The following is an 18,630-nucleotide window of genomic DNA, read 5'->3' as shown; positions in this document are numbered from 1 at the left end:
AGACTTTTTAAAATTTTAAAATTCATTTTCAATTTTGGTAATGACTGCGTCACCCCAAAGCTCTTCTATGTCATAGTACTCACGTACTTCTTTTTGAAAAATATGAACCACCACTGTAACATAATCTACCAATACCCACATGGCGTTCTCTGCACCTTCTACGTGCCAAGGTCTGTCTTTCAGATCGTTTCTTACTTTTTTCTCTACACTTCCTGCTAATGCAGCTACTTGTGTATTTGAGTTTCCGCTACATATTACGAACGTTTCCGCTACAGAGTTTTCAATGTTTGAAAGATCGAAGATCATGATATCTTCGGCCTTTACATCTTGAAGTGCTTCAACGATTTTATCTATTAGTGCTTGTTTTTCTGCTGTTTTATTCATTAAAAAAATACTATAATCTGCAAATTTATTGTTTTTTCTTTACTTTAACCTTACTTTTACCCCCTTAATGTCTTAAAGTTTTCTTAAATGAGCCAACTATTCTACCTGAAAGAATGTTCTTCTACTAATGACGAAATATCAAAGTTTTTACTTTACGAAAATTCAGATTTTTTAGGACTACATACTTTTAATCAGACAAAAGGTCGCGGTCAGTATGGAAATGTGTGGACTCAGACTGCCGAAAAAAACCTTGCTTATACGCTGGCAGTGAATACTCAAAACATCTTGTGCTCCGACTTTATATTCAATTATTATACCGCAATTATTATCAGGGATTTCCTTGCCAATTTGGCTGATTATGATGTAAAAATTAAATGGCCGAATGATATTATCCTTAAAGGTAAAAAAATCGTCGGGATTTTGATCGAAAAGAAAAAAATTAATCAAAATAATTATTTCATCATCGGAAGCGGAATTAATATTCTTCAGGATAAATTTGATGAAATATCCAATGCAGGTTCACTCCTGACCCAGACAGGCAAAGAATTTGACCGTGAAGACCTTGCATTACAACTTCATGAATATTTGTCTGAAAGACTGAAGAATATCCCTTCAGAAAAAGAAATCCTCGAAGACTTTAACCAGAATTTATTCCGCAAAGATGAGATATCGGTCTTTGAAATTGAAAAAGAGCGACAAAATGGCATCATACGAAATGCAGACGAAAAGGGAGAACTCTGGATCGAACTGGAAAATGACGGTATCCGTTCTTTTTATCACAAAGAAGTAAAACTCCTTTACTGATTGGCTCTTTTAATGTAAAGATAAAGGGTAAGTGGAAGAAATACCAAATTGGGAAGCCACATTGCCAATGCAGGTGGTAAGCTTTTATTCTCTGAAACCACTTTTAACGCTTCAAATGAGAACACAAAGAGGAATGCCAGTGAAATTCCTATCGCCAGATTAACTCCCAGTCCTCCCCTTTTCTTTTGAGAAGAGAGCGACAGAGCCAGGAATGTAAGAATGATAATAGAAACTGGCATTGAGGTTCTTTGGTGAAGTTCATTCAGGTAAGAATTCAGGTTACTGTTTCCTCTCGCTTTTTCCCTCTCAATAAATTTCAGAAGCTCCGGGGTTGTTTTGTTCTGTCCTAGAAGTTCGTTCGGGAAAAGCTCTTCCGGAGAATGGCTGTAGTTTCTTGTTAACTCAGTTCCATGGCCCAGCTTTTCCGTATTGTCTTTATTGATGGTTTTTTCGTAATAATTGTTTAAGACAAACTGCTTTTTGGTATTATCCCAATATACATCGCTTGCCTTCAACTCATAAATCATCTTCCGGTCTTTATCAAATTTTTGATAGACAAAGCTGGAACCTCTTTTTTCTCTTTTATTCCAGGAATCAACAAAAATATATTCCGTTTTACTGAGCTGCGAAGATGCAGGTGCAGTTCCCAGAATCTTTTCTTTATTGGCCGCATTATAGGTGTAAGCTTCCAGCTCATTCTTCTTTATATTAGCCCATGGAAGAACCATATGATAGACAAGAAGCGCCATTACAGCAAGTAAAATGGAAGTATACAAATAAGGTTTGGAAAACCTGTGAAAGCTTGCACCACTACTGATAATCGCTACAATTTCAGTATTATTGGCCATTCTGGACGTGAAGTAAATCACTGTAATAAATACCAGAATTGAAAGAAACGTTACCACAAGATTAATGATCCAGAAAGGGTAAAAATGAATCAGAAAGTATGTAAGGTCAAGTTTTGGATCAATTGCCTTAGCATTTTCAATTCTCGGGATCTTTTGTTGAACGTCAATCACAAGTACTACAATAGACAATAGCACCAGCATGAAACTAAAAGTTCCAAGATATTTTTTGATGATATATTTGTCTATAATTTTAAACATATGCTTTTATAGTCTTTGTCTTAAAACCGGAACTACCGAATCTTTCCACTGATAAAAATCTCCCGCGATGATGTGTTCTCTTGCTACTTTCACCAAATCAAGATAGAAGGCAAGATTATGAATTGAAGCGATTTGCTTGGCCAGATATTCTTTTGATACAAACAGATGGCGAAGGTATGCTTTTGAATATTCCTTATCTACAAAGCTGGTTCCAAACTCGTCTAAAGGTGAAAAATCACGCTTCCACTTTTCATTTTTAAGATTCATCACGCCCTGCCATGTGAAGAGCATTGCATTTCTTGCATTTCTTGTAGGCATTACGCAATCCATCATATCAATTCCCAGACCGATAGATTCTAAAATATTCCATGGAGTTCCAACTCCCATAAGGTATCTTGGTTTTTCTTTTGGAAGGATGTCTGTCACTTCGTCAGTGATTCTGTACATTTCTTCTTCAGGTTCACCTACAGATAAGCCTCCGATGGCATTTCCTTCAGCTCCGGCTTCAGAAATTACTTCGGCGGATATTTTTCTTAAATCCGAATAGGTTGATCCCTGAACAATTGGGAAAAGTCTTTGTTTATGACCATATATTTCAGGATTATCATTGGTCCAGTCGATACATCTCTTTAGCCAGCGATGCGTCAGTTCCATTGATGATTTTGCCTGATTGTATTCGCAAGGATAAGGAGTACATTCATCGAAAGCCATGAAAATATCGGCTCCGATCTGTCTTTGAATTTCCATGGATCTTTCGGGAGAAAACATATGATAACTTCCGTCAATATGAGATTTGAATCTCGCTCCTTCTTCGGTCATCTTTCTGTTGCTTGCCAACGAAAATACCTGAAAACCTCCTGAATCGGTAAGAATAGGAAGATCCCAGTTCATGAATTTATGGAGTCCACCTGCATCCTGCATGGTTTCCATTCCCGGACGAAGGTAAAGGTGATACGTATTACCCAAAATAATCTGGGCCTTGATGTCTTCTTTTAATTCTCTCTGATGAACTGTTTTCACACTTGCTACAGTTCCCACAGGCATAAAAATGGGAGTTTGAATTTTCCCGTGATCTGTGGTGATCTCCCCTGCTCTTGCTTTTCCTTCAGAGGTTTTTTCTATATTAAAAAATTTCATTCGTCGTACTTTATAATTTACCGCTTTTAGCGATTCGTCTTTTTCCAGGTAGAACCTGCATCTTCAATATTACCTCACCAAAGGGGCAGGATTTCCATTCTGATTGGCTTTGTCCTTTACATATTTGGCTGCTTTAGAGTCTTTTTTCAACAAAATCGCCTGTGCATCGTTGGTGATTCCTTCCATTTTTTCTTTGATGATGTAGTATTTAAAGCTTTCTACAAAATCATCAGGTTTCACATGGTGAGATTTCAGGATAAATCTTGTCCCTGCTTCCATATTTTTGTTCTGATACATAAAAGTTGCTTGCTCATTCAGCATCAGATCCGCTATAACTTCAGCCATAACATTTTCATCGATCAGATTTTTAGGCTTATCGATAAAATCGCTGCATGAAAACAGTCCCAATAAAACGAAAATAAAGATCAGCTTTTTCATCTGTTTAATTTTACATTTCTAATGCTCTGATAAAAATTCGCACGATATTATTCTTCTTAAAGAACAATTAACGGTGTTCCTTATTTATAGCCTGTTGATAATTGATTTCCATTTTAAATTTAAAACACCGAAAACAGCTTCATGAATGATGCCACCATTCATTTTGCTTTCTCCGAGAATTCTGTTTGTAAATATAATAGGAACTTCTACAATTTTAAAACCTTTTTTATAAGCTCTGAATTTCATTTCTATCTGAAATCCATATCCCTTTAACCTTACATTATCCAGGCCGATTTCGTCTAATACCTTTCTCGAAAAGCAAACAAAACCTGCTGTAGTATCATGAATCGGAAGTCCTAATACAAATCTCACATATTTTGATGCAAAATAAGAAAGCAGAACTCTTCCCATTGGCCAGTTCACAACATTTACCCCTTTTGAGTAGCGAGATCCTATGGCCATATCCGCTTTCAAACAAGCTTCAAAAAGTTTAGGCAAGTCATTCGGATTGTGTGAAAAATCGGCATCCATCTCAAAAATATAATCATATTTATTTTCGATAGCCCATTTAAATCCATGGATATAAGCCTTTCCCAAACCATCTTTCACATGTCTTATTGACAAGTGAAGATAATGTGGATATTTTCTCTGCAACTCCTTCACGATCTCTGCAGTCCCGTCCGGAGACGAGTCATCCACAACCAAAATATGAAAGTCATCTTCCAATGCAAAAACTGCGGAAATAATATTTTCAATATTTTCCTTTTCGTTGTATGTCGGGATGATGACGAGTTTTTTCATTTCAGTTTGCAAAGATAGTTTATTTAACCTTTTTATTTTATACAAAATAATCTATAATTTTGCAAAAATATTCCTCACAGATGAAGCGAATGAGCCAGAAACTTTTATTTAACAAATCTGAATCATGCAAACATCGATGGGAAAATATATGGTAACAACAAATTTACAGATCAGGTACTACTTAAAATCTATGCCAAGTCTGTGTTATTTATCGTTAAATAAAAAATAAAAAAAAATAAATTTTGCCGTCGTCACAAAACTTTGTTAACCATATAAGAATACCCGAGAACAATGATTGGGTAATCTTTATTCTGGTAGGCTGTATATTTTTATATGTGTTTATGATGAACATTATAGAAAGAGATGCGAGCCTTAAAGATTTTTTGCTTCAGAAATATTTTGATGCAAGTAATAACCTGCCCAGTTGGATTATCACCTCATGTGTGATGACTCTCACGTTATCCATTTTGATTTCGCAGTACATCCCTATTGTACCGAAATACATTGCCGATCTTCAGCTTTTGGGGTATCAATTGAACAAATTCGGATATACTTTACTGGCAGTTTTGTTTTTTTATATCATTAAATCAACATTGGGGTTTTTATTTTATCAAAGTATAGGGGATGGTAAAAAATGGTCTATATTTTATTTTACCTCCACAAAATTTTACTTCATCCTTTCATTTTTGTTAATAATTTTATGTGTAACCCACTATTACTTCCCTATTGACAGAAATAAAATGTTTTTGTATTACATTTTCTTCTTTTCTTTTGTATTCGTTTTTAAGGTATTTTTCTATTTATTTCACAAGAACAAGATTCTTCCGGAGAAATGGTATTATAAATTTTTGTATATTTGCACCCTCCAAATTGCACCAATATTACTGCTTTGGAAGTTGTTATTTTTTTAATAAATGTCAATGATGAGAATAAAGTCCATATTGGTTTCTCAACCAGCGCCTAGTGAGTCTTCTCCATATTTGGATATAGCCAAGAAGGAAAAAATAAAGATTGATTTCCGTCCATTTATCCACGTTGAAGGAGTTGACAATAAAGAACTTAGAACACAAAAAATAGATTTAACGCAATATACCGGTATAATTTTTACCAGTAAAAATGCGATTGACCATTACTTCAGACTTGCGGAAGAGCTGCGTTTTGCGGTTCCGGATACGATGAGATACATCTGCCAGTCGGAAGCAATTGCCAACTATCTTCAAAAGCACATTGTGTATAGAAAGAGAAAAATCAGCTTTGGGGAGAAAAACTTCTCTGACCTGCTTCCTCTTTTCAAAAAATTCCCTGCTGAAAAGTATCTGTTGCCATCTTCAGATGTTTTAAGCCCGGATATTGTAAAAACTTTAGATTCAGCCAATGTAGAATGGACAAGAGCAATCATGTACCGTACTGTATGCAGTGATCTTACAGATATCAACATCAAGGATTATGATATGTTGATTTTCTTCAGCCCACAAGGAATCAAGTCTCTGCAGCAAAATTTCCCGGAGTTTAAACAGGAAGAAACAAAGATCGGAGTTTTTGGAAACACGACCTTGGCTGCTGCTGAAGAAGCAGGATTAAAAGTAGATTTAATGGCGCCTACGAAGGAAACTCCTTCCATGACAATGGCCCTTGAAAAATATATTAAAGCTCTTCACAAATAGTCTTTAGTATAAAAATACAATCAACCATCTTTTCTTAGGAAAGGATGGTTTTTTTATATCAAAAAACAAAATTAAAATATTCTTCCAATAGTAGAAATCAATTAATTAGGAAATCATTTTTTTCACCTTACTGAGATTTTTATTATATTTAGTAAAACTTTCAATATGAAAAAATTACTACTTTCTTTATTTTTATTCACAATTGTATTTGTAAATGCACAAAATGACGATTGTACAGGAGCAACTTCCTTACCTGTTGGCACAGACTTCTCATCGGGAGCCATCACATCGAACAATACCGGAGCGACCACTGACGGCTCTGCACCTTCATGTAATTCAGACGCAGTAGAAAATGTGTGGTTTAAAGTCGTAGTACCACAAAGTGGAAACCTGAAGATAGAAACACGCGAAGCTTCAGGTTCTGATTTTGACGACAGCGTACTTAATGTTTATACAGGGGCTTGTGGCTCTTTAACTGAAATCGACTGTGATGATGATGGTGGTCAAGGCTACTTCTCACTAATTTCTTTAACCGGACAAACTCCAGGGACTACTTTGTACATTAATGTTTGGAAATATAGTGACACTGTAGACAGCGGAGAGTTTCAGATTTCAGCTTATGACCCTATCCCACCAGCCAATGACAATTGTACCGGAGCAATCTCTCTAACTGCTGGTTCAGATTTCGCATCGGGAGTAATCACCGCAAGCAATAACGGAGCAACAACAGAAGGTTCTTTACCTGCGTGTAATTCAGACGCTGTGGAGAATGTATGGTTCACGGTCATAGTACCGCAAAGTGGAAACCTTAAAATAGAAACCCGTCAAGCTTCAGGTTCTGATTTTGATGACAGCGTGCTTAGTGTGTATAGCGGAACATGTGGGGCTTTAACAGAAATAGACTGTAATGAAGATGATGGAGAGGGGTATTTCTCACTGCTTTCTTTAACAGGACAAACTCCGGGAACTACTCTGTATGTAAATGTTTGGAAATATTCACCTGATACAGGTAATGGTGAGTTTCAGATTTCAACCTATGACGATACCTTGTTATCAACTCATGAAATAACCGATAACAAAAAGAAAATCGCCGTATCACCTAATCCCTTTAGTGATGAGCTTACCATCTCTGATATATCCGATGTAAAATCAATTTCTATTACAGAGAGTTCGGGTAAATTAGTAAAAACAATTGAAAAGCCTACCTCTTTATTGTATCTGAAAGATTTGAAAGAAGGACTTTATTTCATTACTTTAAGATTGAAGGACGGAAGCGTCAAAACGATTAAAACCATAAAAAAATAATCTTATTATCCAATATTAATGAAAAGGCTATCAAAAATCTGGTAGCCTTTCTTATATTTGAACAAGAATTAACATTAAAACAAAACGTCTGCATTTATCACTTAAAAATGTCAGGACGTAACCCCATTTAAAATATTCGGATGAGAGCTCCACAGGCAAAAAAAATAGAAAAAATACTAGAAACTCATAGCGACAGAAGGACAGACAACTACTTCTGGCTTAATGAAAGGGAAAATCCCGAAGTCATTAAATATCTTGAAGAGGAAAATGCTTACGAAGAATTCATCATGAAAGACACGGAAGAACTTCAGGAGCAACTTTTCGAAGAGATGAAAGCCCGTTACAAAAAAGATGACGAATCTCTTCCTTATTTCTTCAATGGATACTGGTACATTGTTCGTTATGAAGAAGGCAAAGAATACCCTATTTTCTGTAGAAAACATACTAGTCTTGACAATCCTGAAGAAATTGTACTGGACGTTAATATTCTGGCGGAAGGTGAAGATTTCTTTGAGGTTGGAAGTGTTGCCGTAAGTCCAGGTAATGAGCTGGCTTCTTTTTCGGCAGATAATGTGGGAAGAAGAATCTATACTTTAAACTTCAAAAATCTAAAAACCGGAGAGATTCTTGCGGATGTCATTCCCAATACTACGGGAAAAGCGGTATGGGCCAATGACAACAAGCATGTTTTTTATATCAGAAAGGATAAAAGCCTTCGTGCATTTCAGGTGTACAGACATGAACTGGGAACAGATTCTTCGGAAGACGTTCTTATTTTCCATGAAGAGGATGAAACTTTTGACGTTAACGTTTTTAAAACAAAATCTCTTCAATATATTTTCATCGCAAGTTCCAGCACGATTTCCGATGAGCATCGCTTTATCCCTTCTGACAATGTTTTCGCAGAATGGACAGTGATTCAGCCAAGAATAGACGATTTGGAATATTCGGTAGAACATTACGAAGATGAGTTTTATATCATTACCAATGCTGATGATGCTTTCAATTTTAAAATCGTAAAAACAAAGATCGACAACTGCGGCATGGAAAACTGGGTGGATGTTATCCCACATCGTGCTGAAGTATTATTGGAAGGTTTTGAGATTTTTAGAGATTATCTGGTTCTTGAGGAAAGAGAAAGAGGTTTATTACAAATCAAAATTATTGATGAGAAAACACAAAAGTCTCATTATTTACCATTCTCTGATCCAACCTACACTGCTTATATCGGAATTAACCTCGAGTTTGACACAGAGGTTTTACGTTATGGGTATACTTCCTTAACACAACCAAGCTCTACATACGAGTATAATATGAAGGACAATACCACTGAGCTTCTGAAACAACAGGAAGTATTGGGCGGTAAGTTCTTCCCTGAAAATTATATTTCTGAAAGGATCTGGGCCGATTCCAGAGATGGAAAAACAAAAGTGCCTATTTCTCTTGTCTATCATAAAGACACAAAGAAATCTGCTGACACGCCACTTCTTTTGTATGGATACGGAAGTTATGGACATACGGTAGATGCAAGTTTTTCGAATGTAAGATTATCAATTTTAGACAGAGGTTTCATTTATGCCATCGCTCACATCCGTGGTGGAGAATACCTTGGAAGGGAATGGTATGAAGACGGGAAAATGCTGTTTAAGAAAAATACTTTCTTTGACTTTATTGATGCCGGAAAATATTTAGTAAAAGAAAATTATACATCATCCAAGCATATGTATGCCATGGGCGGAAGTGCCGGTGGACTTTTGGTAGGAGCTGTCGTGAATTACGAACCTCAGTTATTCAACGGGATTGTAGCGCAGGTCCCTTTTGTAGACGTTGTTACTACGATGTTGGATGATACGATTCCTCTAACAACCGGAGAGTACGACGAATGGGGAAATCCTAATGATAAGGAATATTATCAATATATGAAGGAATATTCTCCTTATGACAATGTGGAAGCCAAGGATTATCCGCATATGCTTATTACAACGGGATTCCATGACTCTCAGGTACAGTATTGGGAACCTGCGAAGTGGACTGCCAAACTTAGAGAATTAAAGACAAACGATAATATTCTGGTCTTCAAAACAGACATGAGCTCAGGACATGGAGGCGCCAGCGGAAGATTTGAATCGCTGAAGGAAGATGCATTGGAGTATGCATTTCTGTTGAAGATCAATGATAAATGATAAAAGATTATTGATATGGAGTTTATGAACAACTACAACCAGATCTTTGCACAAAGAACTAAGGCATTAACAATTACAATTATTAATGAGTTGTCCGAGATCCCATATTCAGATAAAATATCAAATATCAGAAAGCAGATTTTCCGATCCGTTTCATCAACAGCAAGTAACTACAGAGCAATGTGCAGAGCACGCTCTACAAAAGAAAAATATTCTAAAATGTGCATTGTTGTTGAGGAAGCTGATGAAACCTTATTCTGGTTGGAGTTAATAGACGAACTCCACTTACTAAAAAAAGAGAATGTAGAACAACTTATTAATGAAGCCAACGAAATTTTAAAAGTAACTTCTACTTACAAAAAGAAATTAGGTGAAGAATTAAAATAGTAGCAACATCAATTATTAATCATCATTGATCAATTATATGAACGAAGCCGATTATTGGAAAAAGATAGAACAGTTTTTCGAAGATAACTTCCAGACAGAAAAAAATCCTCCTATTGAAACGCTGTTGTTTTTGATAGGACTTCAGGAATTGGGAAGTGGTCAACAGAAATATACAAAGGACGATAAAGTGAATCTGATTCATATTGCAGTATGCAGATTACTTGAGCCATTTGGATATTTTAAATTCACCCACTACGAAGACGGATGGCCACAGTTTGACAAACTGGAAGAGCTCCCGGAATTAAAGCCAAATGAGCAGTCGTTGCTTATGAAAAAGGCTATTATTCAGTATTTTCAGGAAGAAGAATTACTATAAAAATAAAGCTTGGAAGAATTTCCAAGCTTTTTATATTTTAAATTGTCCCTATATTTTATTTTAAAATTTCCTCTAATTGAGTTAAACCCATTGTAAATCCTCCTTCAAATCCCATATCCATCATAGTCTTCATGGTTTCCTGGGATTGGTAATGAATATTGATAGTCACTTTTATTCCCTCTTCTACTCCTGTAAAGCCAATCAGCCATTGTGATTGCGGGGCACCTTCAGCTATATTTCCTTCTTCATCACAAAAAGCACTCGTCCAATCTATGCTTCTATGTTCCATAATTTGCCCATAATTGGAACGGGAATAACCGGCTTTCTCTCCATTTGGGCCTACCATGGTATACAGCCAGCTACCTCCTTCTTCAAAATTCTGCTTTATAGTTTCACATCTCCATGGTCTAGGTCCCCACCACTGATCCAATAATTCGGATTGGGTAAAATGATTCCATACTTCTGATACATCAGCCTTATATACTTTCATGACATAAGCGCTGTTTGCGTCAAAATCTTTGTTGAAAACGATATTAGATTCCATAAGTAATTATTTTTAATAAAGTTACTGTTTTATTTTATTGATGCCACTTTACATAGGCCAAGTAATCATTAATTCATAAATAAATGTTAAAAAACACTCTTTTAAGAAAAAAAATACAATTTTTTGGCTCGTTTTTTGTTTCGCTAGTCTTAAAACAATTAATTTTAACATTCATTTTTCGAAAACATATATAATTAAATAATGAATAACAAATTCATCCCAATAATTTCGGTGTTTATGACGATCTCACTGATTGTCTTTGTCACGCTCCAATTTTATTGGTTGAAAGGCTACTATGGTGCACTGGAACAGGATTTTTCAAATAAAGTGTATTCTGTGTTGGAGAGTACTTCAAAAAGTATTGAAGAAATTGAAGCCGATAAATATTTAAATCAGGATTATAAAAACTTCAGGAAAAATATCATTGCCAACAGCAAAGAACCTTCTCAGACAACTATTCAGCAGGTAGAAGATTCAGGGTCGCAGAGGCAGATTATTTACTCTAAAAATATTATTTCAAAAACGCAATTACCGATTTCTCCAAAAGGAGATTCTGTAAAGCTTACCACGTTATATACTGATGAAGCTGCGTATAAAATAAAGAGAGACAGCACCAACCGGGAACTTCTTACCACAGATATCAATCAGGATATTGAAACCGGTGACTACTCTATGAAAGAGTTTGTAAAAGTATATGGCAACAATCTTCCAATTACAAAAAGGGTGGATCCCAAAGCTCTTGACTCTGTGATTACCAAAGAACTGAAGATCAGAGGAATCACTGCAAAATTTGGATATGGAGTTATTGACCGAAATAATAAACTGACGAGCATTGTAAATAAAGCCTATAAAGAGAAAAAAGACAGCAATACGTACAACTATCCTCTTTTTACAGATAAGAAAAATACCCTCTATAGTCTTGCATTGGTATTTCCAAAGAAAGAATATTCTTTGGCAATGAATAACTGGCCGATGCTTTTAGGGACTTTCCTTTCTTTACTTACCATCCTTGGTATCTATATTATTTCCATTAATTATATGATGAAGCAGAAAAAGTTGGCGGAAGTAAAAACAGACTTCATCAATAATATGTCTCATGAATTCAAAACCCCGTTGGCCACCATTTCAGTAGCTACTGATTCTTTAGCCAATGATAAAATTGCTACCAATCCGGACAAAGTAAAATATTATTCGGAGCTCATCAAACAGGAGAATTTAAGAATGAAGAAGCAGGTAGAAAATGTGCTTAATATGTCTAAGCTTGAAAGGAATGAGGTAGAATTATTTTTAAGGGAAACCAACGTAAGAGAATTAATCAAAAGAACCACAGAATCATTCAATCTGATTGTTCAGCAGAGAAACGGTTCACTTACCCAGCAATTTAATGCCACTCAGTATAATTTTAAAATAGACGAGTTTCATATCTCCAACATGTTGGTAAACCTATTGGACAACGCCAACAAATACTCACCCGAAGCTCCTGAAATTCATGTAGAAACAAGAAATGACGGACATTGGTATGTAATTGAAATTTCGGACAAAGGAATGGGGATGGAAACCCAGAATAAAACAAAAATTTTCGAGAAATTCTTCAGGGAAGAGACTGGAAATATTCACAATGTAAAAGGCCAGGGCTTAGGTCTTTCGTATGTGAAAAAAATTGTAGAACTGCACAAAGGCCAGATTATCGTAGACTCCAACAAAGGAACAGGAAGTACATTTACGATAAAGCTGCCAATGAGCTGAAATATAAACGATGAATCAGAAGGAAATCGAGATTCCTTATCAATTATAAAATAAGAACCAAATAACAATATATAGGAAGATAGAGTGAAGAAGTTCATTCTTAATTATTAATTTTTAATTATTAAAATTATGAGCAACAGAATATTATTAGTAGAGGACGATCAGAGTTTTGGAGCGGTACTTAAAGATTATTTGACTATCAATAATTTTGAAGTTACCCTTGCAACAGACGGCGAACAGGGATTGAAAGAATTTACAGAAAACGAATTCGATATCTGTATCTTCGATGTAATGATGCCTAAGAAAGATGGATTTTCATTAGCTGAGGATGTAAAAAAGATTGATAAGAATACCCCAATCATTTTCCTTACTGCCAGAAATATGAGAGAAGATATCTTAAAAGGATACCAACTGGGAGCTGATGACTACATCACAAAACCTTTTGACACTGAACTTCTTTTATACAAAATCAAAGCGATACTTCAAAGAAGCTCTACGCTGGAAAATGAAGAACAGGAACAGTTCAAGATCAGCAATATTTTCTTCGACTCTATGCTGAGACAATTGAAAGTAGGCGATAAAGAATATAAACTTTCTCCGAAAGAGAACGAACTTTTAAAACTTCTTTGTATCCATAGAAATGATTTCATGCCAAGAGATCTGGCTTTAAGAAAAATCTGGAAGAAAGAAAATTACTTTACAGCAAGAAGTATGGACGTTTATATCGCCAAACTACGTAAATTACTGAAAGACGACGAAGGATTGGAAATCATCAACGTTCATGGTGAAGGGTTCCGTCTTCTGGTAAAAAATTAATCGAAAATAGAATCATTGATATAATAAACCTCCTTCTGGAGGTTTTTTCATTTTTAGATTTTATAACATTTTTACAATAAGATTAACACAATCCCAAATACTAAACGTGTAATCAGACTGTTATAAAAGAGTACAGTATTTGTAAATTTCCCTCCCTCTATATATCCGCGAGGCCTTGAAATGATAAGGCCAGATGTTCCCTATTAACAGAAGTAGTAAACCTTTAAAACTTTTTTAATATGGCAATACCGAAGCAGATCTTTCAGACATTCAAATCAAAAAAGCTTCCATGGATAACCCGCTGGCATATTTGGAATATGAAAAGAAAAAATCCCGAATATGAATATCATTTTTACGATGACGATGACATCCGGAAATTCATAACAGAAGAATTTCCGCCAAGGTATATAGAAATGTACACCAGACTTACTATTGGTGCCGCAAAAGCTGATTTTTTCCGGTATGCTGTTTTATATAAAAAAGGCGGCATCTATCTGGATATTGACAGTGCAGTAACGCAGCCTTTCAAACATCTAATAAAAGAGGATGATGAAGCAGTTATCAGTGTGGAAAGACATATTGACCTCTATCTGCAATGGGCACTTATTTTTAATAAAAATCATCCTTTTCTTAAAAATACACTGGAAATGATGATGGATAATATAGCAACCCATCGTTATCCCAATGACATCCACTCCACTACCGGGCCACGGGTATTTACCAATGCAATTAACCAAACATTGGACGAAAAACCTGATATTCCTTTCAGACTCTTTGATGGCATAGAATTTCGCGGCTATCTACAATTTAAATATAAGCTTGGAAAATTCTTTCTTTATGAAAGGAAAGCCGAACATTGGAAGAAAAAACAAATGGCTCAGGATATTATAACGCAAAAAGTCAGAGCCTTAATTTTATTTTGTGCGGATCACCTATCCGCATTTACTTTCGAAGGAATTGAAAACTTAATATAAACAGGGAAAATTTTTATGCTTACAGCAATTTAACAGGATCTGTTTAAAAAATCCACGAAATAGGATTATTATAAATATAAAATTAGCAAAACAATTGAAAATGTTTTGCTAATTTTGTTTCATACCCATGAATATGAAGAATACATTTTTAGGTTTAGCTGCCATTTCCATATTGGCGACCTCATGTAAAAAAGATGAAAAAGCGACTTATTTAAAGGAAGAAGCCAGTGTTCAACAGCCTAGTGTGGTAACAAATACTACTTCAAAAACAGCTTTGATGGATCAGGCCGGAATTCAGTCTAATTCTACTCCCGATCCTATAGCCACGGCTCCAGGAATGAATCCTCCTCACGGACAACTGGGTCACCGATGTGATATTCCTGTGGGACAACCATTAAATACCCAGTCCAAAGCTCCAGCCTCACAAAATATTACGGTAGGCAATAATAATGTTATCCAGATTGATCCAAATGCCGTATCACCAGGCAAAATAGTCCTTGATAATAATGGAAAACAGGTTAAAACAGCTCCGGAAATGAATCCTCCACACGGACAGCCGGGACATCGATGTGATATTCCTGTCGGACAACCGTTAAACAGTAAGCCTGCGCCTGCTTCACAACCTGTTCAGAATACCGCGCAAGCAACTCCTCCATCCGCTCCTGCAGAACAGAATCTTGCAATGGGAGAAAAACCAAAATTAAATCCGGCTCATGGTGAACCGTGGCATAGTTGTTCGCTAAAAGTTGGTGATCCTTTGCCATAAATTTTGTATTTTTGCAGGCATGAAGCTGTTTCACATATTGGCGATAGTTTTTTGTTTAGGAATTTTCTTAGTTCCTAAAGATAGCTTCTATGCACAATCGATGCAGCAAACATGCTGTAAAGAAGAGTCTAAAAAAAATGACTGTTGCAAAAATCATTCTTCAAAAGAACATAAGGGAGATTCCACAAAATCTTCCTGCAATGATGACTGCTGCTCAACATGTGTAGCATGTTTTACTTTTATTGAGACTCCGTTTTCAAAAAACATGCGTCTGGAACTGTCTTATTACAAAGCGAATAAAAATCCGCAGTTCCATTACTCAGCTCCTTATCTTTCAGACCGTTTAAAGGAAATCTGGCAGCCCCCTAAATTAGGTTAATTAAATACAGCCTGTTCACTAAGTCATTTAGTGAACCGATTTTTAATTAATCTAAACTTTTAAACAAAATGAAATTATATATTTCCAGGTTGATACTTGGTACTCTATTCTTATTTACCCAAATTTTATCTGCTCAAAATCTTTCAAAAAACCAGTTCAAAGTAAAAGGGAACTGCGAAATGTGCAAAACAAGAATTGAAAGTGCAGCAAAAAAAGCCGGAGCCAAAAAAGCGGAATACTCTATTGATCTACAAACTTTAACCTTTGAAACTGACAACGTTTCAACAGATGATATTCTAAAAAAGGTTGCTGAAGCTGGTCACGACAATGAAAAATTCAAAGCATCCAATGAGACTTATGAAAGCCTTCCAGGATGTTGTCATTACGAAAGAGATTTACAAACAGCGTCTTCCCCTGCAGAAACTCATGAGCATCAGACAAAAAAAGAAAATGAATTTTTCGTAAAAGGAAACTGTGCTTCATGTAAAGCCAGAATCGAAAAAGCAGCCAAGGAAGCAGGAGCAAATACTGCGGATTGGAGTGCCGAAAAACAAACCGTTATTCTTGATTTTGATTCTTCAAAAACCTCTTCAGATAAAATTTTAAAAGCAATAGCTGATGCAGGTCATGACAACGAAAAGTACAAAACGTCAGAAGCTACTTATAAAAACCTTCCGGGATGTTGCTTATATGACAGAGATATTCCACTTGGAGAAGCTAACCCGAATGTTCACTATGAAGAGGGAAACAAGCATGATGATCACAAAGAACATCAGGTAAAATCTGCTGATGAATCTCATGATAAACACGAAAAAAACATTGAAGGAGTTGTAGTAACCGGCTCCAAGGCGGCGACATCTTTAAGTAAGAAAGAAGCCGGACTTGTTTTTAATATTGATAAAAAAGAGTTGTTAAAAGCGGCATGTTGTAATTTATCGGAAAGCTTCGAGACGAATGCAACAGTAGACGTTTCTTTCAGCAATGCCGTTACCGGTACAAAACAGTTGAAAATGCTCGGACTGGATCAGAAATACACCAGCCTGACAAAAGAACAATTGCCTGAAATCAGAGGCCTGGCGTCTGCTTATGGACTGAATTTCATCCCCGGAAGATGGATCGAAAGCATTCAGCTGACCAAAGGAGGAAGTACAGTAACAAATGGCTATGAAAGCATTACAGGTCAGATTAATACTGAGCTTTTGAAGAATGCAAAAACTCCCGAAACGTCTTTGAATCTTTTTTCTGATTTCAACGGAAGAGCTGAAGCTAATATTACCAGTGTTTCTCCGATCAATGATAAGTGGTCACAAACATTTTTACTTCACGGGAACGGAACTTTCGGAAATACGGATATGAATCATGACGGTTTTCTTGACAGGCCGAAGGGAACACAGATTAATGCAGCTTACCTTCTTAATTATAATGATTTGGAAAAATCAGGGTTTGGATCTCATTTTGGAATTAACTTTATCCGAGATGAAAGAACTGCCGGACAGGTTGCTTTTGATAAAAAGCTGGCTCAGGATAAACAACCGGCTTATGGTGTGGGAATCGATATTTCAAGATTTCAGGTTTGGAACAAAACAGGATATGTTTTTAAAGGAAAGCCATATCAAAGTATTGGTTGGATGAACCAGTATGTGTATCACCAACAGGACAGCTTTTTTGGATTGAGAAATTATGCCGGACAACAACATACGTATTATTCCAACTTAATTTTTGAAAGCATCATCGGAAATACCAATCATAAGTATAAAGCAGGGGCAAGCTTTTTATACGATGGCTACAAGGAAACATATTTGATGGATGACCTCAGAAGAAACGAGATTGTTCCAGGGATTTTTGCTGAATATACTTTAACAGGGTTAAAATATACTTTAGTTGCAGGAACAAGAGTTGATTTTCATAACCTTGCAGGGACTCAATTTACACCAAGGGTTAATTTTAAATATGATTTTACACCGCAAACCATCTTAAGGCTTTCCGCCGGAAGAGGATTCAGGACGGCCAATGTTTTTGCAGAGAGTCAGCAGTACTTTGCATCCAACAGAACGATTACTATTTTACCTAACGGAGGAAATATCTACGGTTTAAAACCTGAAATCGCCTGGAACTATGGAGCAAGCTTACAACAGGAGTTCAAGCTTTTCGGAAGAAAGTCAACGATCATTGCAGATTTCTTCAGAACTGATTTCCAGGATCAGGTTTTGGTAGATCTTGACCGTTCTCCTCAGCAGCTTACTTTTTATAATTTGGAAGGAAAATCATTTGCCAACTCATTCCAGACTCAGTGGGACTTTACCCCCTTCAAGAATTTTGATGTAAGACTTGCCTACAAATATTATGATGTACAGGCAGATTATCTAGGAGGCAGAAGAGAAGTTCCTTTCATGGCGAAACACAGAGGTTTTGTGAATTTGGCCTATGCCACTAATAAAAATAACAATGGTGGTTTCTGGAGTTTTGATACTACCCTAAACTGGGTTGGAAAACAAAGACTTCCGGATACGGCAACTAATCCTGCAGAATTCCAATTGCCTGCTTATTCTGATTCCTATGCGGTATTGAATGCACAGATTTCAAGAAACTTCAATAAAAAGATCAGAGCTTATGTAGGTGGAGAAAATCTTACTTCATACTATCAGAAAAATGCGATTGTAGATTTTAGAAATCCTTTCGGAAATTATTTTGACGGCGGAATGGTATACGCACCGATTATGAAAGCCAATTTCTATGTAGGTCTGGATGTAACATTCTAATGAAGAACATCTATTAAAAAACGAAACAGCATCAAAAATAAATTTGATGCTGTTTCTAATT

The 18,630-nt window shown here is 36.0% G+C and carries 19 protein-coding genes; 13 read left to right on the top strand and 6 right to left on the bottom strand.

Annotation, left to right across the window (positions count from 1 at the left end):
* Positions 1 to 15: 15 nt before the first annotated feature.
* Positions 16 to 384: a ribosome silencing factor gene (rsfS, locus tag EG342_RS06710; RefSeq protein WP_103288972.1), complete on the bottom strand. Its 369-nt coding sequence runs from the start codon at positions 382 to 384 to the stop codon at positions 16 to 18.
* Between the two features lie 87 nt (positions 385 to 471).
* Between rsfS and EG342_RS06705 the strand changes: the two genes are divergently transcribed.
* Positions 472 to 1,188: a biotin--[acetyl-CoA-carboxylase] ligase gene (locus tag EG342_RS06705; protein WP_103288971.1), complete on the top strand. Its 717-nt coding sequence runs from the start codon at positions 472 to 474 to the stop codon at positions 1,186 to 1,188.
* Here EG342_RS06705 and EG342_RS06700 read toward each other — a convergent pair.
* The 4 genes from EG342_RS06700 to EG342_RS06685 all read right to left on the bottom strand — a co-directional run bounded on the left by EG342_RS06700 (position 1,182) and on the right by EG342_RS06685 (position 4,670).
* Complete coding sequence (locus EG342_RS06700; RefSeq protein WP_103288970.1) at positions 1,182 to 2,294, bottom strand: LptF/LptG family permease; 1,113 nt, start codon at positions 2,292 to 2,294, stop codon at positions 1,182 to 1,184. The two genes, EG342_RS06705 and EG342_RS06700, sit on opposite strands and share 7 nt — an antisense overlap.
* A gap of 6 nt (positions 2,295 to 2,300) precedes the next feature.
* Positions 2,301 to 3,431 carry a tRNA guanosine(34) transglycosylase Tgt gene (gene tgt, locus EG342_RS06695; RefSeq protein WP_103288969.1) on the bottom strand — a complete coding sequence of 377 codons (1,131 nt, stop codon included), beginning with the start codon at positions 3,429 to 3,431 and terminating at the stop codon, positions 2,301 to 2,303.
* Positions 3,432 to 3,500: 69 nt separating this feature from the next.
* On the bottom strand, positions 3,501 to 3,869 hold the full coding sequence (locus EG342_RS06690; RefSeq protein ID WP_103288968.1) for a DUF4296 domain-containing protein: 369 nt from the start codon (positions 3,867 to 3,869) through the stop codon (positions 3,501 to 3,503).
* An 84-nt stretch (positions 3,870 to 3,953) separates the two neighbouring features.
* Positions 3,954 to 4,670, bottom strand: coding sequence for a polyprenol monophosphomannose synthase (locus tag EG342_RS06685; RefSeq protein ID WP_103288967.1), 717 nt, complete (start codon positions 4,668 to 4,670; stop codon positions 3,954 to 3,956).
* Between the two features lie 242 nt (positions 4,671 to 4,912).
* Here EG342_RS06685 and EG342_RS06680 point away from each other — a divergent pair, with 242 nt between their 5' ends.
* From EG342_RS06680 to EG342_RS06655, 6 genes are all read left to right on the top strand, one after another.
* On the top strand, positions 4,913 to 5,581 hold the full coding sequence (locus tag EG342_RS06680) for a DUF4271 domain-containing protein (RefSeq protein WP_103288966.1): 669 nt from the start codon (positions 4,913 to 4,915) through the stop codon (positions 5,579 to 5,581).
* A 12-nt stretch (positions 5,582 to 5,593) separates the two neighbouring features.
* A complete protein-coding gene (locus EG342_RS06675; RefSeq protein WP_103288965.1) occupies positions 5,594 to 6,334 on the top strand; it encodes a uroporphyrinogen-III synthase in 741 nt (246 codons plus the stop codon).
* A 165-nt stretch (positions 6,335 to 6,499) separates the two neighbouring features.
* Positions 6,500 to 7,639, top strand: coding sequence for a T9SS type A sorting domain-containing protein (locus EG342_RS06670; protein ID WP_103288964.1), 1,140 nt, complete (start codon positions 6,500 to 6,502; stop codon positions 7,637 to 7,639).
* Positions 7,640 to 7,779: 140 nt separating this feature from the next.
* Positions 7,780 to 9,822, top strand: a complete 2,043-nt coding sequence (locus EG342_RS06665) for a S9 family peptidase (protein WP_103288963.1) — start codon at positions 7,780 to 7,782, stop codon at positions 9,820 to 9,822.
* A gap of 15 nt (positions 9,823 to 9,837) precedes the next feature.
* On the top strand, positions 9,838 to 10,209 hold the full coding sequence (locus EG342_RS06660; RefSeq protein WP_246008748.1) for a four helix bundle protein: 372 nt from the start codon (positions 9,838 to 9,840) through the stop codon (positions 10,207 to 10,209).
* A 37-nt stretch (positions 10,210 to 10,246) separates the two neighbouring features.
* A complete protein-coding gene (locus tag EG342_RS06655) occupies positions 10,247 to 10,585 on the top strand; it encodes a hypothetical protein (protein ID WP_103288962.1) in 339 nt (112 codons plus the stop codon).
* A gap of 55 nt (positions 10,586 to 10,640) precedes the next feature.
* Here the strand turns inward: EG342_RS06655 and EG342_RS06650 are convergent, their stop codons facing one another.
* On the bottom strand, positions 10,641 to 11,129 hold the full coding sequence (locus EG342_RS06650; RefSeq protein ID WP_103288961.1) for an SRPBCC family protein: 489 nt from the start codon (positions 11,127 to 11,129) through the stop codon (positions 10,641 to 10,643).
* Positions 11,130 to 11,330: 201 nt separating this feature from the next.
* Between EG342_RS06650 and EG342_RS06645 the strand changes: the two genes are divergently transcribed.
* From EG342_RS06645 to EG342_RS06620, 6 genes are all read left to right on the top strand, one after another.
* The gene (locus EG342_RS06645) at positions 11,331 to 12,875 is read left to right on the top strand and encodes a sensor histidine kinase (RefSeq protein ID WP_103288960.1); all 1,545 of its coding nucleotides are present in this window, start codon (positions 11,331 to 11,333) and stop codon (positions 12,873 to 12,875) included.
* Positions 12,876 to 13,004: 129 nt separating this feature from the next.
* On the top strand, positions 13,005 to 13,691 hold the full coding sequence (locus tag EG342_RS06640) for a response regulator transcription factor (protein ID WP_002982671.1): 687 nt from the start codon (positions 13,005 to 13,007) through the stop codon (positions 13,689 to 13,691).
* A 239-nt stretch (positions 13,692 to 13,930) separates the two neighbouring features.
* Positions 13,931 to 14,665 (top strand): glycosyltransferase family 32 protein, encoded by a 735-nt coding sequence (locus EG342_RS06635; protein WP_103288959.1) that lies wholly within the window; start codon positions 13,931 to 13,933, stop codon positions 14,663 to 14,665.
* A 133-nt stretch (positions 14,666 to 14,798) separates the two neighbouring features.
* Positions 14,799 to 15,431, top strand: coding sequence for a hypothetical protein (locus EG342_RS06630; RefSeq protein WP_246008747.1), 633 nt, complete (start codon positions 14,799 to 14,801; stop codon positions 15,429 to 15,431).
* 19 nt (positions 15,432 to 15,450) lie between these two features.
* Complete coding sequence (locus EG342_RS06625; RefSeq protein ID WP_246008746.1) at positions 15,451 to 15,810, top strand: hypothetical protein; 360 nt, start codon at positions 15,451 to 15,453, stop codon at positions 15,808 to 15,810.
* A gap of 68 nt (positions 15,811 to 15,878) precedes the next feature.
* Entirely contained in the window at positions 15,879 to 18,569 is a 2,691-nt protein-coding gene (locus tag EG342_RS06620) for a TonB-dependent receptor domain-containing protein (protein ID WP_103288956.1), read from the top strand.
* Positions 18,570 to 18,630 lie beyond the last annotated feature (61 nt).

This window comes from Chryseobacterium lactis, from assembly GCF_003815875.1.
In the GTDB taxonomy this organism is placed as follows: domain Bacteria; phylum Bacteroidota; class Bacteroidia; order Flavobacteriales; family Weeksellaceae; genus Chryseobacterium; species Chryseobacterium lactis.
This window is presented reverse-complemented; position numbering and strand designations above follow the sequence as displayed.